This is a genomic window from Bombella sp. ESL0385, assembly GCF_009725755.1.
Lineage (GTDB): Bacteria > Pseudomonadota > Alphaproteobacteria > Acetobacterales > Acetobacteraceae > Bombella > Bombella pollinis.
In genome coordinates this window covers 1,098,464-1,123,271 of the sequence record NZ_WNIJ01000001.1, presented here as the reverse complement: position 1 = coordinate 1,123,271, position 24,808 = coordinate 1,098,464, and the positions used below count along the sequence as shown (strand labels likewise).

The following is a 24,808-nucleotide window of genomic DNA, read 5'->3' as shown; positions in this document are numbered from 1 at the left end:
GCAGCGCGTTAGGATAGAAGGTCTCAGATATGACAGAAGCAACTCCGTTACCAGAAGCCCCAGAGTCTGCCGCGCAGGCGAATCTGCTTGTGGAGAATCCGGTTTATAAGCCCTTCCGTTATCCGTGGGCTTATGATGCTTGGTTGACACAACAGCGTTTGCATTGGTTGCCAGAGGAAGTGCCCCTCGCTGAGGATGTAAAAGACTGGCACCGCAAACTCTCCGAAGCAGAGCAGAATCTTGTGACGCAGATTTTTCGCTTCTTTACGCAAGCGGATGTGGAGGTGAACTCTGCTTACATGAAGTATTACAGCCAGGTCTTTAAACCGACCGAAGTGCTGATGATGCTCTCATGTTTTTCTAATATTGAGACGATTCATATTGCTGCTTATTCCCATTTGTTAGATACAATCGGGATGCCAGAGACGGAATATTCCGCTTTTCTGAAATATAAAGAGATGAAGGATAAGTATGATTACATGCAATCCTTCAATATTAATAGTAAGCGCGAGATCGCCAAAACAATGGCTGCTTTTGGGGCCTTTATGGAAGGATTGCAGCTTTTTGCATCCTTTGCCATTTTGCTGAACTTCCCGCGCTTTAATAAATTGAAGGGGATGGGGCAGATTGTTTCATGGTCTGTGCGAGATGAAACACTGCATTGCCTGTCTATGATTCGCCTGTTCCGTACATTTGTGCGGGAAAATCCGGAGATTTGGACAGAGGATTTCCGTGCCGAGTTGGTGGAGATTTGTCGCCAAACCGTTTCGCATGAAGATGCGTTTATTGAGCTTGCTTTTGAGATGGGACCTGTAGAAGGCCTCTCAGCTCAGGAAGTGGAGCGTTATATCCGCTTTATTGCCGACCGTAGGCTAACCCAGCTTGGGTTGGACCCTATTTATGGCATTGAGGAGAATCCGCTCCCTTGGGTTGATGATATGCTCAATGCGGTGGAGCATACGAACTTTTTTGAGAATCGCGCTACAGAATATTCACGCGCCTCTACTCAGGGCACATGGGAAGACGCCTTTGAGAGTGGTGTATTTGATTAAACCCTAGAAGCTGTATGATATGAGTGTCTTATGGGCAAAACGTATCTTGACCATATCTCCGTAGCCGCTCATATGATGTGCACATGTTAATCGGGGTAAGGGGGCATGCTCTGCGCGTTATGGTGATGCCGTAATAGCGGAGCAATAACCCTCTAACCTTGTTCGCTTTGCAGGGTTATGTGTAGCTCAAGCGGATAGAACTGGAGTTTTGCGTTTTGGTATCTTCCTCATCGGGGTCTCTGGCTACATCTAGCGGTGAGGCTATGAAGAAAGAGGTCAAAGGGGAGGATGCCCTAAGAGCCCTTTCTGCTTACCTTGCTGATGATATGGTTGCCTGTAATCAGGCCATCATTGATAGGATGCAAAGCTCTGTACCGTTAATTCCGCAGCTTGGCGCGCATTTGGTCGCAGCGGGGGGGAAGCGGTTGCGCCCGTTGCTTACTTTGGCTTCTGCTCGGCTATGTGGCTATGGTGAGAGGCCGGATGAAACCCGTCATATAGGTTTGGCTGCTTGTGTGGAATTTATCCATACAGCGACCCTCTTGCATGATGATGTGGTGGATGAAAGCACCTTGCGGCGGGGTATGGCCTCAGCCAATGCCTTATTTGGGAATAAGGCCTCTGTGCTGGTGGGGGACTTCCTATTTGCGCGCTCTTTCCAGCTTATGACGGCCGATGGCTCATTGGAGGTCATGGCTATTCTCTCTGCAGCCTCGGCAACGATTGCGGAGGGTGAAGTGCTGCAAATGTCCACGCAGAATGATCTTTCGACCTCCATTGAGCGTTATTTAGAGGTGATTCACGGCAAAACCGCTGCTCTTTTTGCCGCAGCTTGCCGTGTTGGAGCTGTTGTGGCGCAGAAAGACCGTAAGGCTGAGCTGGCTTTGGAGCAGTACGGTACGAATCTGGGCATGGCCTTCCAGCTTGTGGATGACGCGTTGGATTATGCGGCAGACCAACAAATATTGGGCAAAACAGTGGGGGATGACTTCCGCGAGGGGAAAATTACTCTGCCTGTTCTTGTAGCTTATGAGCGTGGGACGGAAGATGAAAAGCAGTTTTGGAAGCGTGTGATTGAGGATACAGAGCAAACAGAGGCCGACCTGCCTCATGCTTTGGAGGTCATCGCGCGAACAAAGGCTATCAGTGCTACGATTGAGCGCGCACGCATCTATGCTCAGCAAGCGGTAGAGGCTTTGGTGGACTTCCCCGAAACTCCCCTTAAAGCCTTATTGAGGGAGACGGTTCTTTATACCGTAGAGCGGGCCCGTTAGGGGAGAAGCTGCCATCCATTTGCAAAGCCTAACCAGGCAATATGCTGCGCAAGGTCTGCCCCGTGAGGTGGTGGAGCGGTGAGGAAGAAGCGATCTGGTGGGGTAGAGGGTACGGCTGTTAAAGGGCCTTCAGTAACATCACTTAACCGCCGTAGGGCTTGTTGGGCGACAGCGGGGGCGGGGTCCAACCACATCATACCGGAGGGACCAAGACGCTGGAAATATGGCATCAAAAAAGTGTAATGGGTACAGCCAAGGCCAATAGCATCAATGTTGCTGCCGTCTGATTGTTCAAAGAGAGCCGCTAATTCATGCTGTACGGATTCAGGCTCTAGAATCTCACCGCGGAAGGCACGTTCTGCCATAGTGGCGAGATGGCGAGAGCCGTGGATGATAAGCTTACAATCTGCTGCATAATTGTGATGTAATTGCGCAAGATAGGGCCGGCGGGCTGTTGCGCTGGTGGCGAGTAGGCCGATGGTGCGCGTTTTAGACACACGCCCAGCCCAGCGGATAGGTGGCACGCAGCCAACAATAGGTAAGGTGAGTGTCTCTCGCAGAGGGGCGAGGGCTAAGGTACTTGCGGTATTACAGGCGATTATGACCAGAGTGGGTTGTAATAAAGCGCAGGCATGGCGGATAAGCTGGGTAATGCGCTCTCGCAAGAAGTCATCATCTTGCTCCCCATAGGGAAAGAGTGCTGTATCAGCGAGATAATCTAGCGTGAGGGAGGGGGCGAGGCTCCGCAGAGCCTGCACCACCCCAAGCCCCCCAATACCGGAATCAAAGACAAGAATACGAGGGGGTGATGTATTCGGCATCAGTGAATCCCTATAAGGCGTAGGTCTTAGCCTTGTTTAAAAGCGAGAGCTTCTTCTGCGCTGCTAACACCGCCATGTGCTTTGGACCAACTGCAAGGGTCTTCCAAAAAGCGGCGGACTTCTGCGCTATCCTCGGTGGAGAAATATTGTCCATCTGCACAGGCTTCTAGTACGTCCCACCACGTGCAAAGCGCATGGAGGCTAATGCCCATATCCTGTAAGGTTTTTTGCGCACCGGGGAAGACGCCGTAAAAAAAGACCACAAAGGTATGGTCCACAATCGCCCCAGCTTTACGCAGTGCGTTAGCGAAGCGAATCTTGGAGGCCCCATCGGTTGTGAGGTCTTCGACCAACAAAGTGCGCATACCCTCTGGCACATCGCCCTCAATTTGGGCATTACGGCCAAAGCCTTTGGGTTTTTTGCGAACATAGGCCATAGGTGTCATTAAACGGTCGGCAATCCATGCGGAGAAAGGAATCCCGGCTGTCTCTCCCCCCACAACGGCATCAATGCTCTCATAACCGATATGACGGCCAATCTTCTCCACGGCCAGTTCCATCAATTTTGTGCGGGCGCGGGGGAAGAAGATAATCTTGCGGCAGTCGATATAAACAGGAGATTTCCACCCAGAGGTGAGGGTATAAGGCTCACTAGGGCGGAAGTTAATGGCCTTAATCTCCAGCAGGATGCGCGCTGTTGTGAGGGCGGCATCGCGGTCCCATTGCGTGAGACGAGGCCCCAGAGTGGGGGCAGTGCCAGTTGAGGACATTATTCTCTCCATAATCTCGAAAAATGGTTCCTTTGGAGACATCTACCCGTTAGAAGGGGATAGGGGTAGGGGAAAGATGTCTTTTTTCCTATTTCTGTTATTGGTGACGCTTTACTCTGTTATGTGTCAGAGCGATAAAGAGGGTACATCTTTATTTTTGCGGGTATCCTTCAGGAGAAACAGGGTATCGTAGGGGTTTTAGGATATGAAAGTTAACACTCGTCGCATTGGCCGCAAATGCGAACGCGCCGTAATTACAGCGTATCAAGAGTTACATGCTATGGGGCAGAATGAGATGAAGATTTTTGCCGCCTGTACAACTCTTTATAGGATTCATCATCCCGAATCCTCATTGCCTGAGGCACGGCTTTTAGTGTCGGAATGGATTGATCATCATATTGTTCGGCGGTCACAAGCTCCAACGCGTGGTTGTAACTGCCCGCCCACCCATCCAGACTAAGTTAACAAGATGTGCATTTAAAAAAGCGGAACTCCCCTCGGAGCTCCGCTTTTTATTTGGGCGTATTTTATTTTCCTTCTTCTGGCAGCGCGTACACAACCAGCGCGTCAGAGACGGGGCTACGCATAAAGTGATGCCCCCCAGCCATGATAGCTACATATTGGCGGCCATTCACAGCATAGGTCATAGCGTTCGCTTGCCCGCCGCCGGGGAGAACATCCGTCCAAAGTGTTTTGCCGGTTTTCACATCAATGGCATGGAGCAGATTATCGGTAGAGGCACCGATAAAGGCAACACCACCAGCGGTTATCACAGGGCCACCATTATTAGGCGTACCAACGGTGAGAGGCAGACCAGTTGATAGGCCCCACGGCCCATTAGCGCGTGCTGTCCCGAATGGTTTTTGCCAAAGAACCTTATGGGCTTTGAGGTCAATCGCAGTGACCATGCCATAAGGCGGGGCATTGCACATAATCTTTGTAAAGCTATTCCAATAAGGTGTCACGACAATCCCATAAGGTGTTTGGGCCTGGGCACCATTACCTTCTGCACCACCGCCAGACGGGTTATATTGCGGAGAGTCGATAGGGATAAGCCCCATCTTATCGGCCACTTTACGGCTGACGAGCTGGTCATACATAGGCAAATTATTCCAATTCGCCAGTAAGATGCCTGTTTGAGGGTTATAGGCGACACTTCCCCAATCGCTTCCCCCGTTATAACCGGGATATTCCAACCATGGTTGCTTAATGGTAGGCGGTGTAAACTCACCCACATAATGCGCCTGACGGAACTTGATACGGCACGCTAGCTGGTCCAGCGGGGAAATGCCCCATGTTCCTTCCTCTGTCATTTTGGGGATACCAAGACGCGGTACCCCAATGGACCAAGGCTGTGTAGGGGAGCGTGGGTCATCCTTTACAAAGCCGGGGCTTGGGGCGGGTTTTTCCACCACGGGGAAGTCTGGCAAAGGTTTGCCCGTGCGGCGGTCTAGGATGAAGGTCTGCCCCCGTTTGGTTGGCATGATGAGGGCAGGGATGATGGTGCCATCATCAGCATGGTAGTCGAATAATGTGGGCTGAGAGCCAATATCGTAATCCCACACATCTTTATGAACTGTTTGGAAGACCCAGCGTGGCTCACCTGTGCGGACATCCAGAGCGACAACAGCGGAGGAGACTTTATTTTCCGCCTCGCTGCGCATTGCACTATAATAATCCGCAGCGGAGTTACCCGTAGGGACATAGACAAGGCCTAGGGCGTTATCGCCCGTCATTGCGGCCCAAGAATTAGGCGTGCCTCGGCTATAGAAATGGTCTTTATCAGGCTGATGGTGATTATCGGGATTATTGACATCCCACGCCCAGAGGAACTTACCGCTCTCAGCATCATACCCACGAATAACGCCAGAGGGAGCCCAGCGGCGTTGGCCATCTAACACCTCATGATTGACGACAATAACGCCATTAATAATGGGCGGCGGGCTTGTCATGGCGACAAAACCGGGGACAGACCATCCCATCCCCTGCATGAGATTGACCTGCCCCCCATGGCCGAAGCTTTCGCATAATTTGCCATTTTCAGCGTCAACAGCGATGAGACGGTTATCCAATGTGGCTTCAATGATGCGATTGTGGCAGGGCTGGCCTTCCGCACTGGTGGAGGAGGTGTAATAGGTTACAGCCTTACAAGCAGCTGTGTAGGGGATGGCATCATAACTCTCATGAGAGTGGAAATGCCATTTCTCCTGCCCTGTTGCGGCATCAACGCGCATCATGTCGTTTGTAGCGGAGCAGAGATAGAGGGAATCCCCAACCTTAATGGGGGTTGTCTCTGCGGCCCATTTATTTGCCTTATCTTTTGGCGGAAGGCTGCCAGTATGATAGACGAAGGCCCGTTTTAGTTGGCCAACATTTGCAGGTGTGATTTGGGTGAGCGGTGAATAACGGCTCGCTGAATCATCTCGGCCATAAGCGGGCCAGTCCTCTGGCTTAGGGTTGGCACTTTCCTGCGGGACAGCTTGTGGAAGCTGGTCGATGGGAAGCTCATCAATATCGGGCAGATTCGCCGCATTCACACCCGGTGCTTGAGGGGTGTTAGGGGAGGGGTCGTGGTAAATGCTGGGAGATGGATCGGCTGAGGAATCATCAGCATTGCCGGGGCCGGGTGTCTCAACTGACGGCGGAATCTGCGCCAGAGAGGGTGAGACAAAAAAGGAAGCCCCTAGGATTGTCCCAGTAAGCAGTGCGGTGAGTGCATAAGTATGTTTACGCATGAGGGTATTCCCTTTGCTTACGGACGAGGAAAAGCAGGGAAACCACGACAGGAATAGCCAATAAAGTAGGACCAAAAAGGCGTGGCAGCCATCCCCACCAATCAAACCCAACCTCATAAATTGTCCATGGGATTGTTGCTGCCCAAGCGAGAAGATAGAGCCATGCCCCAAGGGGCTTACGGCGGAACAGATAAAAGCCCGAGAGGAAAAGGACGATGCCGCATAGGATATAATACCATGATCCACCTAACCAAGCGAGCCAAACACCACCTATGATGAAATAAAGGCCAAAAAACAGAATGATGGCTGCGAGGGCAAAAATAACCCAATCAGCGAATCCTAATGAGGTTTTACGAGATGAGAGTGATGGCACGTTGTTGCCTCCAGTTGGTAGGGACCATGATTTGATATGAGTCAAAAATTAACAACTTGGAAAGTAAATATATAAGATAAAACCTATATCATTGAAAGGTTTTATCTATATTAGAATAGCAGGCTGGAGGCCGTCCGTGCTTATTTAGCCTGATTTTGACGTGCAATGATTTTATGTTTTGCGACTACTTCCCCCACAAGGAATGTGAAAAAAGCTTTTGTGAAGGCCATATCTAACCCAGCATCTTCAGCAAGTTTTTTTAAACGCTGGATTTGTTCTGCCTCTCGTGCAGGGTCACAGGCGGGGAGATGCGTAGCAGCCTTTAAATGCCCAACCTCATTAGTACAACGGAAACGCTCGGCTAGCATATAAATCAAAGCGGCATCAATATTATCAATGCGTTGACGAAGGATAGAAAGCTGCTGTGTGGCGTCAGAAGTCATTGAGATCAATCCATGCGAGATGCCCGCCTTTACCGGCACCAAGGTCCATAAAGATAGCCTTACCCCCCAAACGACCTGTTTTGTAAAGGGGGCGGCCATCAAGGGAGCGTCTATCATGGCCTACATAAACTGTAATGCCTTCTGGGATGCGGTTTATCCAACTTAATCGGCGTTCTGGGTAGCCATCAGGTTGGAGGCGGCTTGTAGTCTCCCCAAAGAGTGCGCGTGATAGCGGGGCGGACATATCAGCAAGGCCTGTTTCAGGCGGGGGGCCGGAGAGCATAGCTGTATGAAATCCCCCATGAACAAACAGTAAATTGCCAAGGCGTTGCCATGCTGGGGCTGTAGCAACGGCATGATAGGTCCGTTGGGCGAGGTCTTCCATGAGGGAGGCTTGGATTTGCTGTAATGTGGTCTCTAGCGGGAGGTCACGTCTTAAACGTCTTCCCTCTAAAGCGCGGCCTAATTTACGGTCATGATTCCCAAGAACAAACATGCCGCGTTCGGTTTCTTGTAGGTCCAGCATTGTCTCTAACACGCCGGCACTATCAGGCCCGTGATCCACGAGGTCGCCAAGTTGAATGATAAAACGTTTTGTTGCGATAGCGTGACGAAAGGCATTGAGGTCACCGTGGACGTCTCCGACAACGCGCAGCCCATACTTGCGAATACGGGATAAAACCGATTCGGCAAGCCGTGGTTCTGAAAAAATAGGTCGCTCGTTCACGGTTTTGGTAACTCAGCCTCCGGTTCTCTAAAAGGGGAGGCAATTCTCTGATGATAATGGCCGAAGGTCAACCATTTACCATGCGGATACTTTCATCAAGATTGACAGAGAGGAGACGACTCACTCCGCGCTCTTGCATCGTAATGCCATAGAGCCGGTCCATATGGGCCATTGTGAGTTGGTGATGGGTAATGACTAAAAAGCGCGTTTTGGTTTGTTCTGTCATATCGCGTAATAAGGTGCAGAAACGTTCCACATTAGCATCATCTAAAGGGGCATCGACTTCATCAAGCACGCAGATGGGGGCCGGGGTGCAATGGAAGGCGGCAAAAATGAGCGATAAGGCCGTAAGGGCTTGCTCCCCACCCGAAAGGAGCGAGAGGGTAGAGAGCTTCTTACCCGGTGGTTGGGCAAAAATCTCCAATCCAGCTTCGAGCGGATCATCACTGCCGACCATCTGCAAATGTGCTTGCCCCCCATTAAACATCCGGGTGAAAAGCGTTTGGAAATGGGTGTTAATATCGGTAAAGACGGCCATAAGACGTTGCCGGCCTTCACGATTAATAGCCCCAACCCCACCGCGCAGCCGGGCAATGGCCGTGGAGAGGTCTTGATGCTCTTTAGTGATGCGTTCTGCTTCCTCTTGGGCGGTGCGGAACTCCTCCTCAGCGCAGAGATTAACAGCTCCTAGCTCATCACGTCTCTTGTTCGCGCGTTTGAGGGTTTGTCGTAAAGCTTGCTCTGTGTCTGCCGAGAGTGTCTCTGGGGCTTCGGCATCGTCAGGCAAAGGGGTCTCATGTTGGAGGAGGGCTAGGGCCTCTTGAGCTTGGGCGAGCCGCTCATTAAGGCGGATTGTGTCTTCACGATAGCGATGTGCCCCTTCTTGATGATGCTCTAACAGGGTTTGCTGTTCTTGGAGATGCTGTCGTGCTTGAGCCAGAGTGGCTAGGAGTGTTTGCTCTTGCTCTTCTAGCTGTTTAAGGGCTTCACTATCGCGTTGAAGCTGTTGCTCATGGCGCGCGAGGCTATCGTCATCTTTTTGCGCGGAGGCTGTTTTTTGTAAGGCAGCCTGACGCTCTGTGAGGCCTTGAAGCTGCATATTAAGCTGATTTTGTCGGTCTTTCGCTTGCTGATAGGTGTGGTTTAGATGCTCCTCACGTTCTTTGAGAAGGGAAAGTTGCTGGGTAAGGGCGTGGCGTTTGCCATGTGCGCGTCTGAGGGCCTCTTGTGTATGGTTGAGGTGCTCAGTGAGGCGATCCACCGTTTCTTTTAGGGCAGAGAGGTCCGGTAGGGCGGCTTGCTCTGCTTGGCAAGTTCGTTCTTCCTGCTGACGTGTCGTGAGTGTAGCCTCACTTGATTGAATATGCTGGACCAACCCATCGCGGCGCGCTTGCAATCCTGTGAGCAAGCGTTTCTTTTCCTGCAAAGCCTGCTCTAGCTGCGTGGCGTTTTGGCGTGCTTCTGCAGCATGCTTAGCCGCTGCCTCTGCGGTGCTTTGCGCCTGTTGAAGGGCGGAATGAGCGTTTTCGTAACAAGCTTGGCGTGCGGGGAGGTCGCTCTTGGCGCGTTCTGCTTCTAAAGCGTGTTTTTGGGCTGTGATGTCCTCCAGCTCTTGCGTAAGCTGGGCGATATTTTGCTCTATTTCCTTTAAGCGTGTAAGACGTGCGTCATCCTGAAAGAGAGCTTGCTGTTGGTGTGTGGTTGCCTCTTGTGCGCGGGCGCGGGCCTGTTCTAACGCCTCGCGGGCGGCTTGTTCTTCAGCTTGTAGCGTTTTAAGCGTCAGAGCGGCTTCTGAGGGTTCAGTTTTGGGGGGTGGGAGGGTGGTTAAAGCCTCCTGTGCAGCATGATGTTCGGCCTTTATCTGTGCAATGTGCGCCTCATGGGTTTGGACCTCATGGTTGATGAGGGCAAGTTGGTCTTGATGCAACGCATGGCGTTGTTTTAGCCCCTCCAGCGCGTGACGTTGTTGAGCATAATCCTCACGCATTGTGGTATAGTTGTCGCGTAAGTCCTTTAGCGTATGTTCCAGCACCGCGCATTGATGTGCGCTTTGTGTGGTTATCTGTTTTTGGGCATTATAATCTTGTGTCAGTTTTTCAATAAGATGGGCTGTTTTCTTTAGTTTTTGAATATGCTGAAGGCGAATCATTTCAGCAGTAGGGCTGTTCGGCTGGCGGATAAAACCATCCCATCGCCATAACGCCCCATCTTTTGTAACAAGCGATTGCCCCGGTTGTAGCTGGGTTTGCAAATCTGGGCCATCTTCTGGCGTATCAAGCAAAAAGATAGCATGGAGAGCCCGACTAAGAGGGGCCGGGGCGTTAATAAGAGCAGCCAAACAAGGGAGGGCGGCGATGGCAGGAGCAGGCCGCAGGGTAGCCCCATCATCGGGTAATAAACACCATTGCCGTGGGGTATCTGCCAGAGGGGCATCAGCTTGTGGCAAAGAGGCCTCTAAACCATCAGTTAGGGCACTGGCCAAAGCATTGATAAGCTCCTCTGGGATGTGGAGTTGCTCCATCACAGGGTGAGGAATGGTTTTTAAGCTGCTTGCAAGGCTTTGCTGTAGCCCTTCATATTCGCCTTTATGGCGGAGTAAAGCCGTATCTATGTCACGGAGGAGCGTTTGTGCTTTCTGCGTAGCGTGCTGTTGTGTAGCAAGCTGGGCTTCCGTTTCTTCAATCGCGTTATGTTGGCTTGTGTTTTGAGCCTCTAATGATGCGAGGTTTTTTTGCGCTTCCTCAAGCGCATGATGAGGGATGGCTTTGGCATGAACATCCTCAAGAGCGGCTTGTAATGTAGCCGAGCGTGCTGCTTGTGCCTTTAGTTGTTCGGCGAGGCGGGTGATATCGTGCTGCAAAGAGGTGCGGCGTTGTTGTTGTTTTTCTGTTTCGGCTTGCTCGTCTAACCAGCATTTTTCAGCCTCTTGGCGGCGTTGTGTGAGGGCCTGCTCCACCTCCGTCGCTTTATGGGCGGCTTGTTGAGCGGTTTGTTGGGTTTGATGAAGGGCTGCTTTGGCGTGGTCATCCAGCAAGGTGGCTTGGGTGTGTTTGGCTTGTGCTTGCTCTGCTGTAAGGCGCGCCTTCTGTTTGGTGAAGCGTTGTGTAAGCTCCTCCTCCCGCTGCTGAAGCTGCTGTAGATGCGCGCGCATTTCCTGTACATCTCGTTGGGCACGCTCTGTGATGAGGCGTTGCTCTTGGAAATGTTCTGCCGCTTCATGGGCTTGTTCGTCTTGCTGCTTTGCCTCGGTTATAGCATCCGCTACATGTTGGGCAGCATCGTCCGTAGGGGTGTGTTGCGCGCAGTCATCTTCAAGGCGTTTCAGTTCAGCTTTGAGATGGTCTAATGTGTTGCAATCATCTGAGATTTGCCGAGCGAGAGCTTGTTGGCGGCTTTGTAACCGTTCTTGCTGGAGCAACCCGGTATGATACTGGGATGATGCGCTCTCAAGTTGGGTATGTTGCTCGGTCTCTTGGGTGCGTAGAGCGGCAATTTGCTCTGTTATAGTTGGGTGTTGCGCGTTGAGCGTATGTTGCTGAGCGGTGAGGTCCTCTAATGTCTGTTGGGCGTCTTTTTGCTGGCCGTCAAGGCGGTGCAGGTCCTCTTTAAGGCGGGCTATGTCTTCATCAAGTTGGGCTTTTTGGCGTGCGTGGTCCTCAGAGGCCTGCCGTTGATGCTGGAGAGAGGCCTGGGCGACCTCAATATGGATGCGATGCTGCTCCAAACGAGGGCGCAGGGCTGCGTGTTCATCCTCTTTTTGCTGGAGCGAGTGTGTTTTTTGAGCAAGCTGCTCTTGGGCTTCTTTTAGGGCTGCATCATTCTTAGTGAGTGTCTCTTGCGCTTTGTCCAAAGCGGTGCGGCGGGTTTGGACAAGCTGTTCCGCACGGGCATGTTGGAGGATGAGGAGAGAACGCTCATGCTGGCGGATTTCCTCTGAAACAGCGCGGTAAGTTTGTGCTTTTTCTGACTGGCGAGCTAATGTGGTGAGTTGTTGCTCAAGGCTTTGGCGGTGTTCTTCAGCACGCTCTAGATTTGCTTCTGCTTGGCGGAGTTTAAGTTCCGCATCACGGCGGCGTACATAGAGGCCACTAATGCCCGCAGCTTCTTCCAATAAGAGGCGTCTTTCCTCCGGCTTAGCGGCAATAAGCTGGCTAACACGATTTTGGCTGATGATAGAGGAGCTACGCGCCCCTGAGGAGAGGTCGGCAAAGATGGTTTGCACATCCCGCGCGCGCATGACCCGATTATTAATACGGTAGGTGCTACCCGTCCCACGCTCTGCTTGGCGGGAGACTTCTAACTCTCCTGCTTGGTGGAAGGGGGCGGGAGCAAGGCCCGTAGCCTCGGCAAGATGAAGCGTGACACGGGCTAGGTTACGCGCAGGGCGACTGCCTGTACCCGCAAAAATGAGGTCATCACTATCCCCGCCGCGTAAGGCACGGGCGGAGCTTTCCCCCATGGTCCAGCGTAAGGCTTCGACAATATTAGATTTGCCGCAGCCATTAGGGCCGACAATCCCCGTTAGGCCGGGGAGGATATCCAGATGGACCTCATCAGCAAAGCTTTTGAAGCCAACAATATCGAGGCGGGTTGTGATCGCCTTATGTTGTGTCATTGCACCCTATAAACGCTGGGATGAGGTGAGTGAGAGCCTTTTAGGCCTTACTGACAAGCTCCGCAAATTTTTCCACCGTTTCGGGGTCTTGCGCATAAGGGGTATTATTGAAGCGGAAATAAGGCGTCCCTTTAATGTCGTACTCTTGGCCCTCTTTTTGTGTCTGCTGATAAAGAGCCTGACCAAAGCTCATATCCTTGCTGATTTTATCAAACTCAGCCGGAGCGATGCCCGCTAAAGCGGCTTCTTGCTTGAGGTGAGCGACCGGGTCATTGCCGGAGAAGGCCCATTGCATTTGCCGGGAGAACAGAGATTCAATGAAGGGTACATAACGCTCCTCTGGCAGGGAGCGTGCAACCATAGCGGCGATGAGGGCGACTTGGTCTAGTGGGAAATCGTGGAATTGAAAACGAATCTTCCCTGTATCGATGAATTGCTCTTTAATTTTGGGGAATAATTCTGTCGCGAAATGAGCGCAATGGGTGCAAGTGAGGGAGAACCATTCTTGCACAAGGATAGGCGCTTGTGGATTACCAATAATGCGCGGACCCATGCGTGGGTCTTGTGCAGCTTGTGCGTGGGCACGGCCCATCGTGATGAAGGGAGCAGCGAGCAGGGTAGCCCCCCCTATAAGGAGGTTACGGCGGGAGAGAGAAGGCTGGGTGGACATGGTAGCTCCTTTGCGATGGCAATAGGTGAGGCAGAGGTCTAGGAGACCACGCTAGGCGAACATGAACGGCAAGATAGCCCTGCCGTCAAGAGGGAGAAGGTGTGTTTGCTGCTTGACCCTCAGCCGTAGGGGGCTGGCGTCTAAGATGCGGGGGAACGCGCATCCGTAATGTAAGGATATGCCGCGCATCAGAATCAATAACACGAAACTCCAACCCGCTAGGATGAGCGAGGACTTCATCACGCGCGGGAACATGCTCGGCAAGGTGAAAGACTAAACCGCCTACCGTTTCAATTTCGGCTTCACGTTCTTCACGCGTGAGGATAGGGCCAAGGCGGTCTTCAAGCTCTTGGACGGTGAGGCGGGCATCAAGGTCTATGGTACCATCAGGGCGGTTGAACCATGGGGTTGTGACAGGCTCATCATGCTCATCAGAAATATCGCCCACAATGGTTTCGATGAGGTCTTCAATCGTGACGAGGCCATCAATACTGCCATATTCATCAATGACGAGGGCCATATGTGTCCGGCGTTGGCGCATTTGGAGCTGAAGGTCCAAAACGGGAATACTAGGAGCTACCAAAAGAGGTTGGCGCAAAAGCGCGCGTAGGCGGAAAGGTTCGTCCGTTCCGATATGGGCTACGAGGTCTTTAACATGAATCATCCCGATAATATCGTCTAACTCGCCATGATAGACAGGCATACGGGAATGATTTTCCTCCCGCATGAGGGCTAAGGCTTCATCAAATGAGAGGTCATCGGACATGGCGATGATGTCCGCTCTGGGGATCATAACATCATCAGCGGTGCTAGTGCGTAGGCGCAGCACATTCATGATGAGCGCGCGCTCTTGCCGGTCGAGCTCTGGTGTTTCGTGGCTATTCTTTCCAAGGCTGGCAGCTTCCCGGACAAGGTCAGCAATTTGCTGCCTAATAGTCTTGGTACGGGCCTTGCGATTGAAAAGTTTCATTGTAAGAGCGGTCTTCCTTAACGCGACAAAATGAGAGGAGCAGGGGCTGACATATGGCCTTGTAGGCGTGGCTTCCATGGGTCTGGGAGGCCCATCCGGCGGAGGATGAAGGTCTCTAACCCTTCCATTTTGCGGGCTTCACCGGGGTGATGATGGTCATAACCAGCAAGATGAAGCAACCCGTGAACAAGAAGATGCGTTGTATGTTCCCGCAGGCTCTTACGCCCCTGTTCAGCCTCGCGCTGCATGGTTTGATAAGCAAGAATAATATCTCCTCCCATAAGGGGAGACGGTGGCTCGAATGTAAGAACATTAGTTGGTTTGTTCTTACCGCGGAATTGCGCATTCAACCGTTGAATATGCCGATTATCCGAAAAGACAAATGAAGGCCCCGGTGCATCTGGTGCGAATATCATCCCATAACGCTGAACCATCTGGCATGTGCGTTGGACGAGCTGCTCAATATTTCCCACGCTAGCACGCCAACGAGGGTCGGAAACGATAATCTCAGCGCGTGGGGCGATAGGGCGTTTCATGATGCGTCCGGTAGGGGTAAGAGGTCTCATCTGCGTGGCGATCGTAAGCGTCTACAATGCGTGCGACAAGAGGATGACGGACCACATCCGCCGCGGTGAGGGGGCAAATCGAAATACCTTTTACCCCTTCAAGAGTTGTAACAGCATCACGCAGGCCAGAGGTGACCCCACGGGGGAGGTCAATTTGGCTCATATCTCCCGTAATTGCCATACGGGTCCCCGGCCCCATACGGGTGAGGAACATCTTCATCTGAGCTGAGGTGGTATTTTGGGCTTCATCAAGAATGACATAGGCATGAGCTAACGTCCGCCCCCGCATGAAGGCGAGGGGGGCGACTTCAATCTCGCCACTAGCCATGCGGCGACTGACTTGATCCCCGGGCATCATGTCATGCAAGGCGTCATAAAGTGGACGGAGATATGGGTCGATTTTTTCTCGCATATCACCGGGGAGGAAGCCGAGCCGCTCGCCTGCTTCCACCGCAGGGCGGGAGAGGATAATCCGGTCCACCTGCCCTGCTTGGAAGAGAGCCACCGCTTGCGCTACAGCGAGATATGTTTTCCCCGTTCCTGCTGGGCCAAGGCCAAAGACAAGCTCTTTGCGAGCAAGAGCCTGCATATAGTGCATCTGACCCGGAGAGCGTGGCGAAATAACCCCCCGTTTGGTTTGTATTTGCGGTAGAGCCCCCGGCGGTAAGGCGTCATCTTGGGTATGGGGGGCAGGATTTTGCACTGCCCGGCGATGAGAAGGGAGTGCGGTGAGGCGAATCACGCCATCAACCTGTTCACTATCGACCGTCATGCCGTTCCCCGCTTGCTTATAGAGTGCGTGTAACACGGCTTGTGCCCGCTCTACAGCGTCATTCTCGCCAGAGATGGCAACACGATTGCCACGGCACACAAGCCGTGTTCCTGTCCCTTGCTCTAGGCGAATGAGATGGCGGTCATGGTCCCCAAGGACGTTTTGTAGCCTTTGGTTATCCTCAAATCGCAAGGTTGTCGTGCGATATCCTTCAGCAGAGCTGCTCAAATGGTTGTGCCTTCTTGTTTAGAGAGATGACCGCCGAGGGAATTGGTGAAGGGGGTTGTAATATGTACCTTCACAATCTGCCCAATAAGGGCAGGGTCGCCCTCAAAATGCACAGGCTGAAGGTAAGGCGAGCGTCCATTTAGCTGCCCCGGTTTACGACCGATTCCCGTCACAAGAATATCCTGAACTGTGCCAATCAGAGACGCATTGAAGGCATCTTGCTGCTCTCTAAGGAGGGCTTGCAAGGCTGCGAGGCGTTTTTCTTTTACATCTTCTGCCACTTGGAAGGGCTGCCCCGCAGCGGGTGTGCCAGGGCGTTGGGAGTATTTAAAGCTATAGGCACTGGCAAAGCGCACATCACGGACCAGTTGCATTGTTGCCTCAAAATCCTCATCCGTTTCCCCCGGATGGCCGACAATAAAGTCCGATGTTAGTGCAATGTCAGGCCGAGCTGCCCTTAATTTACGGATGATGTCGCGATATTCATCCGCTGTATGGCCACGATTCATGGCTTTAAGCACTTTGTCGGAGCCACTCTGCACAGGGAGATGCAAATAAGGCATAAAGATGGGGTTATCGCGATGAGCATTAATCAGGGCTTGCTCCATATCGCGCGGATGAGACGTAACATAGCGCAGACGTTTGAGCGCGGGAATCCGCTCATGGAGCAATGAGGCAAGCTCTGGCAGGCTGGCGATACCGTCCTGCCATTCCCCATGGAAGGCGTTTACATTTTGTCCCAACAGGGTGATTTCTTTCACCCCACTGGCGACAAGTCGCTCCGCCTCAGCAAGGATGGAGGCTACGGGGCGGCTTGTTTCTGCCCCGCGTGTGTAAGGGACTACGCAGAAGGAACAAAACTTATCGCATCCTTCCTGAATGGTCAGAAAGGCGGTGAGGTTGCCCTCATTCTGTGGGGCGGCATCCTCCGGTAGAAGGTCGAACTTCGATTCAACGGGGAAGTCTGTATCAATCACACTACCGCCAGCACGCGCAATGCGGGCGACCATTTCCGGTAAGCGATGGTAGGTTTGTGGGCCGAGGACGAGGTCCACATAAGGAGCGCGGGCAAGAAGCTCTTTCCCTTCCGCTTGAGCAACACAGCCCGCAACGGCAATGAGGGTTTGCTTGCCCTCTAATTTGCGCGCTTCCCGGATTTGCCGCAGACGCCCTAGCTCGGAAAACACCTTTTCTGCCGCTCTTTCACGAATATGGCAGGTATTGAGGATAATCATATCGGCATGGTCAGGACTATCTACCGGACTATAACCGAGCGGGCGCAACACATCTGCCATACGCGCACTGTCATAAACATTCATCTGACAGCCCCATGTGATGATGTGCAGACCGCGAGCGGGGGAGGGGGTGAGCTGTTCTGGCATAAGTAGAGAGGTGTGATTATCCGTTAATGGTCAGTATGGTCGGTTGTGGGGAGGAGATGGTCCTCTGGGAGGCGATTTTGCCGGAGGTCCTCACTCCCTTGTTCGATAGCCGCGCGAGCTGCGTTAGAGAGTGCCTTACGGGAGGGGAAATCCTCCGGCTTTAGAGGAGGATGGAAGAGGACTGTCGCGCGCATAGAACGCCACCGTGTTAAGCCCACAAGATGGGGGCCGAAATCCATATCACCAAACCATGAGAAGACGAAGGACCGCCTATGCCGCCCGACAGGTAGCCCTTCTAAGCGGTCATAAGTAACAGTTACGGGCTGGATAAGGCAGGTTGGATGGTCATCTTCTGTTGGGTCATCACGCCGGCGTACAGGCCTAGCAATGGCAAAAAGGGAGGACATAAAGGGTAAAAGCTGTGTTCCTTTTGAGGTCGTCCCCTCCGGGAAGAAGGCGATATTATACCCTTTGCGGAGTTGGTTAATAACCTCCTGCACATCCTGCCCAGCTTCTTGCCGGTTGCGATTAATGAAAATTGTCCGACCCAGATAGGTTAAATAACCAATCAATGGCCAATGGCGGACTTCCTGCTTAGCAATGAAGAAGGCAGGCAGCACCTTGCCCAGTACGAGGACATCCAACCATGAGCTATGATTAGCGACATAAATAACACGCCGCCCATCAGGGCGCAGCGTTAGTGAGCCTTCCATCTTGCCGATAGTCCGCACTTTTATATTGAGGATTCGGCAAGCTACTGTCCAGAAAAAGAGCGGAAAACGGCGAAACATCTTCCCCGGTAAAAGGAGGCATGTTCCTTGGCCAACACACCCACATGCCGCCCAGAATAAGAGAGCTAACGCACGCAAGCGAATACGCAGCCGGTCGCAGATTGTATCATGTGCAGCGGCACGTTCATCTTCCGCAAAAAGGAGGTCAGGATCAAAAACCGGACGATTTTTGTTGCGGCGTTTGGGGGAAGGAAGCTCAGCAAAAGACATAATGCATTAAATAAGCGTTTTAGGGGAGAGAGACAATCATTATCCGACATAGGGGATATTGTTTATACTCTCTTAACAGCTATCTTAACGATAAATGACAGAATAGACACTTTTGCATTGGCCAGTGGGTGCGATAAAGGGAGGGCAGTCTCGTCTATGGTGGTGTGCAGCGTTTGACTGAGGGCATCAATAAAAAACTGTGCGGTGTTAGGAGAGTGCTGTGTATAGCCTCTCTCATCGTACCAACGCATCTTTTTGCCGCAGAACAAAATGACAGCCTCCCTAAGGTGCAGGCCCTTCCCAAAAAGGGCGTCGCTTATGAGGTCGATATTGCTCAAACAGATGATACAACCATTAGCGATAATATGGCAGCGGCCTCTCAGCTTGTGAGTTTGCAAAAAACGCGGCATGTGGGGCCTTATGCGTTAGCAGGGCGCATAAGGGGGGATTATGCGCGTTTGCAAGGGGCGTTGCAGTCGCGTGGATATTATGCAGGGCGTGTTGTGGTGCGCGTGTCCCTGCATGGCAAAACTCTTGAGGGGACCGCTCCTGACCTCGCTTCTTTTCTTAATGAGGCTGAAGCAGACGATAAGGTTCAGGTGCGCATCCAAGCAGAACCGGGCATACAATTTACGATAGGACAGATTGTTATTACTCCCTTAGCGGCCACGCCTGCGGAGGGGCTTGCGAAGGATAAAGAGCCTAGCCTCTCTGAAGCAGAGCGTAAGAGTATGGGAGTGCAAGAAGGGCAACCGGCCATTGCAGGGGATATTTTAGCAGCGCAAGGGCGGCTTTCTCATTTTCTGCAAGAGGAAGGGTATGGCCTTGCAGACGTACAGACCCCCCAAGCGATGTTGCGGCCGAATCATCAGATTGACGTTTATATCAAGATGAAACGCGGGCCCAAATTGATTGTCGGCCCTATCGCGTTGGAGGGGCTAAAGCGCGTTAAGGAGCGATATGTAAGGCGGCGTTTAGCGTTAAAAGAGGGGCAGCTTTATCAACCCTCTGCTATTGAGCAAGCACGATTGGATTTAGGGAGTACAGGTCTATTTTCCTCCATCCAACAACGTAATGCGGATTATGTCCTGCCTTTGCCCCCTCAAGGGGCTTCAGCAAAAGGGAAGGTTGATAAAAAAGGGAAAGCTCCTCCCTTACCCGCTGGGGCAGAGGGGGCATTGCCTCTCAGCTTTGATTTTGATGAAGGCAAACGCCATCGTATCACTGGCGATGTTGGGTATTCGACTGACCTTGGCGGGCGAGCAGGTGTTTCGTGGCTGCATCGCAACCTTTTGGGGAATGGGGAGCAGTTGCGTGTTGCGGCTTTGGCAACCGGGCTGGGCGGTACGGCACAACAAGGTGTGGGCTATGACGCTTATGTCGATTTTACAAAGCCTGATTTTCTCAAACGTAGTCAGACGCTTAATGTGCGGTTGGAGGGGATTCGACAGCTCCTTTATTCCTATGGACAAACGGCCTTCTTGCTTCATGGTGGGGTGTCTCGTCCGTTAGGGAAGGACCTTTCAGGCAGTATAGGGGCTACGGTGGAACAAGAGCATATTCGGCAATTTGGCCATAAGGCGGAATATTTCATCGCGTCTCTTCCCCTTCAGTTGGATTATGACGGCACCCATCGCTCCAATCCGATTGAACCAGCAACTCATGGTGTGAAAGCCTCTATTGGGGTGACGCCTTCTTTATCGCTAGAGCATCAAACCTCCTTTTTTATCCCTATGAATGCACAGGCCTCCACATATTTTGACCTTACCCATCTAGGGCTAACCAAACCGGGGAATAGTGTTATTGCCCTGCGTGCAATGGTTGGGTCCGTACAAGGGGCAACGACATGGCATTTACCACCAGACCAAAGGCTCTATGCCGGGGGACCGGGCTCTGTTCGTGGTTATCGGTATCAAGGGGTTGGGCCGCAATATCAACATACAAAATATGCGATTGGTGGCACAGCTATGGATGCAGGGACTGTGGAGTTTCGTCAAAGACTGCCTAAGAATCTGGGGGTAGTTGGGTTTGTTGATGCAGGTCAGGTAAGTTCAGGCTCTATCCCTGCGCATGGTAAGCTACGGGTTGGGTATGGTGGTGGTGTGCGGTATTTTACGCCCATAGGCCCTGTGCGTGTGGATGTCGCCTTCCCGCTTCATCGGGCTGAACGGGGAGACCGGTGGGAACTTTATTTAGGGTTGGGGGAGACATTTTGATGCTCTTTTGGCGTAGGTTTCTCCGTTATAGTGCCTATGTAGGTATTGTGCTGGATTGTGTGGTGATTGTTGCTCTCATAGGCATCAATTTGCCCCCAACGAAGCGTTTTATTGAGCATAAAGTCCCAAATTGGACGGGTGGGATGGTGGCGATAGAGGGGATGCAAAGCGTTTTGCCGTGGCATTTCTCTTTGGCGCATATTGTTTTGAAAGACCAGCAAGGCATTTGGTTGGAAGGGCGTGGGCTAGAGCTGCGTCTAAGTTTATTCGATCTGCTGGGAAAAACCATCCGTGTACGCACGATCGCTGCTGAGACGCTTGATTATAAGCGTAACCCCGTTTTCCCACCATCACCTCCATCATCTCATCCTTCGACAGGCCTGCCAGCATGGGGTGTGCGGCTTGATAAGCTAGCTATACCGCGTTTGACACTCGGCCCATCTGTGATGGGGCAAGCAGTGTCTATGCAGCTGTCTGGTGATATGCAGATAAAGGATGTGAGTGCATTCTCTAAGCCCATCTCTTTTGCAGATGCGCCGCCTATGCAGCTCCATTTGTTCATGAAGCGGTTAGATAACCCAGCGTATTTGCGCTTGCACTTTCGGATGGACCGTCATCAGATGATGAGCAATGTGCATTATGATGAATCCGTAAATGGTTTTGCCGCCATGCCGGGAACGGTTGGTGTGCTAGACCCGTTGTCGATTGATGTTACGGCGGAGGGTCCTTATGAGGCCTTAAAGACCAATTTGGACATACAAGCGGCGATGATCCATCAGGCCACACCGCTGGCAGTTATATTGAGGGGCAAGCTAAACCTCATCCAATATACACATGACCTGCATTTTTCCCTCAATGCTCCGGCTATGACCTTGCGCCCCGGTTTGGGGTGGGAGAGCTTGATGATGGAGGCGGAGCTTCACGGCCCGCTCCGCGCACCTTATGGCACGGTTAAGTTAGAAGGGGCGGGTTTGCTCGCCGCAGGTGCGGGTATTGGGCATATGTCCGTACAATTTGAAGGGCAAGGAAACAGCCTAGCCGCTGCTTTAGATGATACAACCTTCCGTCAAAAGATAGTGGGCGGAGGGGCAGATCATCTCGCTTTATCCGCTCGTTTTGATGGGATTAGCGTGCCGGGTAAGGCTTCGTCCCTTTTGGCTTCAGCACCTCTGACGATAGAGGCCATGCTTGCACCCCAGCAAGAGGGAAAGCCGTATCAGATTCATATCAAGCATGAGGCTATGGCGTTAGATGTTACGGGGAAGGTAGAGAACCAGCTTTCTGGCCATGTGCAGCTTGCTATAGACAAACTACCAGACCTCACAGCCCTTATGGGGCAGAAGGTCGAGGGGACAGCGCATTTATTGGGGGATTTTACCGTACCCTTACGGCAAAGCGGAGCATTATCCGCGGCGTTAGGGGGGCAATTTGGTATAGACAAAGGCCCTCCGCCTCTTATGGCTCTCATCGGGCCGAAAGGCACCCTTACGTTCCATCTTGCACAGCAAAATGATGGTGCCTTCCTCATAAAGCAGGCAGCTCTAACAGGGTGTGGCTTTCAGCTAGAGGGAGAGGGGCAGCTTGATGCAAAGAGGCATTTATCTTCTTCTGTAAAGCTATCATTGCCGGATTTAGAAGCTTTGCACAAAGTCTTGCGGGGCCATGCAGCCTTGCAGGCAGAGCTGCAAGGGCCTTTGGATGATATGGCAGTCCATACCCGTCTTGCGGGGGCGTTGGGCGTTGTTCATCCTTCAGCCTCCCTCCCTGTAGCCCCGTTGGAGATGACGGCGGATGTGGCGCATCTGCCTTCTCATCCTCAAGGGATGTTACATATAGAGGGCATGTTGGATCGCGCACCTCTTATTGTAGATACACAATTTGAGCGTGCGAGCGATGGGACGATAAAAGCAGATCTCCATAAATTAGCGTGGAAAGACGCGCAGGGGCGTGCCTCTTTGTTGCTCCCAGCGGGGACGATGGTTCCGCAAGGGGAGGTCATGCTTAATGTGCCGCGATTGGATATATTTAGCCGCTTAATTGGCCAATCCCTTACGGGGCATCTCCATGTGGGTATGGAAAATACGGCGCATGACCATATGCAGATTGCGCTTGATGGTCAGGCCTTCATGAAAGATTATGCCGTTAAGGCAGCGCATTTGCAGGCTGATTTACATAATATAACGCAGGATCCTAATGTGGTGATGAATCTGCATCTTACAGGGGTGCGGTTTAAAGAAATAACGGGGGCGGCACAGCTTTCTCTCAAAGGGCCGCAAACAGCGTTGGATGTGCAAGCCCGTGGAGCGTTTGAAAATGTTATGCACGCGCCTGCGCGGTTTGATGCCGCCGCACAGCTCCATCTACCAGAGCACAGCGTTAGAGTGGATAGGGCGTTAGCGTCTATAAAGGGCGATAGATTCAAATTAACAGCCCCTGCCATTGTGCGTTATGGGGCGGACCTCGCCGTGGAACATATGGCGGTAGAGCTTAGCCCGCCTCATGGCGTGGCTGGGCGTGTTTTCCTCAACGGGACGATAAAGCCAAATCTGGTTCTTGAAGCGCGATTGGAGCATATCACCCCCGCGCTAGCCGCACCGTTTCTACCGGCTTTACAGGCGGAGGGGGATGTCTCTGCGGCGGCAAAACTACGTGGCACATTAGCCTCTCCTACCGGACGGTTTACGATGGAGGGGCGCGGTCTTCGCTTCATCAGTGCTGCGACAGCTTCCTTACCGGCGGGGCAACTGCATATAGAGGCCGATTTAGCCGGGACGCAGGCACTCCTTCATACGACATTCCGTGCGGGGGAGCCGTTGGTCTTCATACTTTCAGGGAAGGTGCCATTATCTCCTACGGGACAATTTGCTGTAGCCGCAAAAGGACGAGCGGACCTTTCCATTGCCAATGCGTTTTTAGGGGCTGATGGTATGGGGGCCGGGGGACAGTTGGACTTAGACCTTGGCGTAAATGGCCTTCTCAAACAGCCGCAGCTTACAGGGTCAATTCAATTACATAATGGCTCGTTCGAGGAATATGCCGATGGTGTGCATGTTGAGGCAGGAGATGGCCTCATCAAAGCGCAGGGCGATCGCCTCACAATCGAGCATTTTACCGCGCGCGCAGGGCAAGGCTCTTTAGGGGTAACGGGGCAGATTGGCGCGTTACAACCCGGTCTGCCGGTGGATGTCTATTTTACCATGGATAAGGCGCAGCCAGTTCAAAGTGATTTATTGACCGAGCGGATAGATAGTCGGCTTCATATTTATGGCCAAGTGGCAACACGGTTGGATGTAGAGGGGGATGTTACTATCCCAGAGGCAGCCATCACGATACCGGATTCCATGCCGGCCTCTGTGCCGCAACTAGAGATTATTACACCAGAACAAACCAAGACGCCAGTTAAGCCACCGCCCAAGATGATTATTGGCTTGAATGTTAATGTCATGTCCCCGGGGGCATTATTTGTGCGTGGGCATGGGCTTTTTGCTGAAATGCAGGGGAAATTACATATTGGAGGGTTGAGTATGGCCCCCGTTGTGACGGGGGGGATTTCCCTCAAGCAGGGTAATTTTAACTTAGCGGGGATTAATCTTAATTTTACGCGGGGGGAAATTGGTTTTTCTGGGGCTAGTGCAGTGCATAAATTAGATCCGACAATAGATTTTCGCGCTGATCGTAATGCGGATGGCACATTAGCGAGTTTGCTCGTTCGTGGTTATGCGAGTGAGCCAAAGTTTGAGTTTGTTTCTAACCCTCAATTACCGCGCGATGAGGTATTATCGATTTTGCTTTTTGGGACAAAGCGTAGCTCCTTATCGCCTGCTCAATTAGCATCTTTGGGGGTGGCGGTTGTGCAGATTGGGGGTGGCTCGGCTTTTGATCCCATGAGTAAGGTGAGGAATGGCCTAGGGTTAGATCATCTTGCTATAGGTGGGGGGAGTAGCGTTGGTAATGGCGGTACGAGTTTGGAAGCTGGCAAATATATTACAAAACGTGTTTATGTTGGCGCAAGGGAAGGGCTTTCCAGTAAAGGGACGCAAGCACAGGTAAAAGTAGACCTTACAAAAAGGCTTCAACTTAACACGACTATTGGTACAGGCGGGCAAGTGACGGGCTTTACCACGCCAGAAAATGACCCCGGCTCCAGCATTGGACTTTCTTATGGGATAGATTATTAAGGGACATCTCTGTAA

The 24,808-nt window shown here is 52.2% G+C and carries 18 protein-coding genes; 5 read left to right on the top strand and 13 right to left on the bottom strand.

The window, feature by feature from the left end:
• Positions 1–29: 29 nt before the first annotated feature.
• Together GM557_RS05185 and GM557_RS05180 are read left to right on the top strand one after the other, a co-directional pair.
• Positions 30–1,052, top strand: coding sequence for a ribonucleotide-diphosphate reductase subunit beta (locus tag GM557_RS05185; RefSeq protein ID WP_099027077.1), 1,023 nt, complete (start codon positions 30–32; stop codon positions 1,050–1,052).
• A gap of 263 nt (positions 1,053–1,315) precedes the next feature.
• Positions 1,316–2,326: a polyprenyl synthetase family protein gene (locus GM557_RS05180; RefSeq protein ID WP_155573529.1), complete on the top strand. Its 1,011-nt coding sequence runs from the start codon at positions 1,316–1,318 to the stop codon at positions 2,324–2,326.
• Here GM557_RS05180 and GM557_RS05175 read toward each other — a convergent pair.
• Together GM557_RS05175 and GM557_RS05170 are read right to left on the bottom strand one after the other, a co-directional pair.
• Positions 2,323–3,147, bottom strand: coding sequence for a glutamate racemase (locus GM557_RS05175; protein WP_155573240.1), 825 nt, complete (start codon positions 3,145–3,147; stop codon positions 2,323–2,325). The two genes, GM557_RS05180 and GM557_RS05175, sit on opposite strands and share 4 nt — an antisense overlap.
• A 26-nt stretch (positions 3,148–3,173) precedes the next feature.
• Positions 3,174–3,929, bottom strand: coding sequence for an orotate phosphoribosyltransferase (locus GM557_RS05170; protein ID WP_155573239.1), 756 nt, complete (start codon positions 3,927–3,929; stop codon positions 3,174–3,176).
• Positions 3,930–4,122: 193 nt separating this feature from the next.
• Here GM557_RS05170 and GM557_RS05165 point away from each other — a divergent pair, with 193 nt between their 5' ends.
• Positions 4,123–4,377 (top strand): hypothetical protein, encoded by a 255-nt coding sequence (locus GM557_RS05165; RefSeq protein WP_155573238.1) that lies wholly within the window; start codon positions 4,123–4,125, stop codon positions 4,375–4,377.
• A 67-nt stretch (positions 4,378–4,444) separates the two neighbouring features.
• On the opposite strand, the gene GM557_RS05160 is transcribed toward GM557_RS05165, so the two are convergent.
• The 11 genes from GM557_RS05160 to GM557_RS05110 form a co-directional block, all read right to left on the bottom strand.
• Positions 4,445–6,652: a pyrroloquinoline quinone-dependent dehydrogenase gene (locus tag GM557_RS05160; protein ID WP_155573237.1), complete on the bottom strand. Its 2,208-nt coding sequence runs from the start codon at positions 6,650–6,652 to the stop codon at positions 4,445–4,447.
• Complete coding sequence (locus GM557_RS05155; RefSeq protein WP_266137419.1) at positions 6,645–7,025, bottom strand: glycerol dehydrogenase; 381 nt, start codon at positions 7,023–7,025, stop codon at positions 6,645–6,647. The genes GM557_RS05160 and GM557_RS05155 overlap by 8 nt, the downstream gene beginning before the upstream one ends.
• A 140-nt stretch (positions 7,026–7,165) precedes the next feature.
• The gene (locus GM557_RS05150) at positions 7,166–7,474 is read right to left on the bottom strand and encodes a chorismate mutase (RefSeq protein ID WP_370513446.1); all 309 of its coding nucleotides are present in this window, start codon (positions 7,472–7,474) and stop codon (positions 7,166–7,168) included.
• Positions 7,458–8,180 carry a metallophosphoesterase gene (locus GM557_RS05145; RefSeq protein WP_266137495.1) on the bottom strand — a complete coding sequence of 241 codons (723 nt, stop codon included), beginning with the start codon at positions 8,178–8,180 and terminating at the stop codon, positions 7,458–7,460. The genes GM557_RS05150 and GM557_RS05145 overlap by 17 nt, the downstream gene beginning before the upstream one ends.
• A gap of 82 nt (positions 8,181–8,262) precedes the next feature.
• Entirely contained in the window at positions 8,263–12,810 is a 4,548-nt protein-coding gene (locus tag GM557_RS05140; RefSeq protein WP_155573235.1) for an AAA family ATPase, read from the bottom strand.
• Positions 12,811–12,850: 40 nt separating this feature from the next.
• The gene (locus tag GM557_RS05135; protein ID WP_155573234.1) at positions 12,851–13,480 is read right to left on the bottom strand and encodes a thioredoxin domain-containing protein; all 630 of its coding nucleotides are present in this window, start codon (positions 13,478–13,480) and stop codon (positions 12,851–12,853) included.
• A gap of 85 nt (positions 13,481–13,565) precedes the next feature.
• Entirely contained in the window at positions 13,566–14,450 is an 885-nt protein-coding gene (locus GM557_RS05130) for a hemolysin family protein (protein WP_230880601.1), read from the bottom strand.
• A 17-nt stretch (positions 14,451–14,467) separates the two neighbouring features.
• On the bottom strand, positions 14,468–14,986 hold the full coding sequence (ybeY, locus tag GM557_RS05125) for an rRNA maturation RNase YbeY (protein ID WP_155573232.1): 519 nt from the start codon (positions 14,984–14,986) through the stop codon (positions 14,468–14,470).
• Positions 14,958–16,016 (bottom strand): PhoH family protein, encoded by a 1,059-nt coding sequence (locus tag GM557_RS05120; RefSeq protein WP_155573231.1) that lies wholly within the window; start codon positions 16,014–16,016, stop codon positions 14,958–14,960. The genes ybeY and GM557_RS05120 overlap by 29 nt, the downstream gene beginning before the upstream one ends.
• On the bottom strand, positions 16,013–17,398 hold the full coding sequence (gene miaB / locus GM557_RS05115; RefSeq protein WP_099027280.1) for a tRNA (N6-isopentenyl adenosine(37)-C2)-methylthiotransferase MiaB: 1,386 nt from the start codon (positions 17,396–17,398) through the stop codon (positions 16,013–16,015). The genes GM557_RS05120 and miaB overlap by 4 nt, the downstream gene beginning before the upstream one ends.
• Positions 17,399–17,421: 23 nt before the next feature.
• Complete coding sequence (locus tag GM557_RS05110; protein WP_155573230.1) at positions 17,422–18,399, bottom strand: 1-acyl-sn-glycerol-3-phosphate acyltransferase; 978 nt, start codon at positions 18,397–18,399, stop codon at positions 17,422–17,424.
• 164 nt (positions 18,400–18,563) lie between these two features.
• On the opposite strand from GM557_RS05110, the gene GM557_RS05105 reads away from it, so the two are divergent.
• The gene (locus GM557_RS05105; RefSeq protein ID WP_370513431.1) at positions 18,564–20,615 is read left to right on the top strand and encodes an autotransporter assembly complex family protein; all 2,052 of its coding nucleotides are present in this window, start codon (positions 18,564–18,566) and stop codon (positions 20,613–20,615) included.
• Positions 20,615–24,793 (top strand): translocation/assembly module TamB domain-containing protein, encoded by a 4,179-nt coding sequence (locus tag GM557_RS05100; protein WP_155573229.1) that lies wholly within the window; start codon positions 20,615–20,617, stop codon positions 24,791–24,793. Before GM557_RS05105 ends, GM557_RS05100 begins: the two co-directional genes overlap by 1 nt.
• The last annotated feature ends 15 nt before the right edge of the window (positions 24,794–24,808 follow it).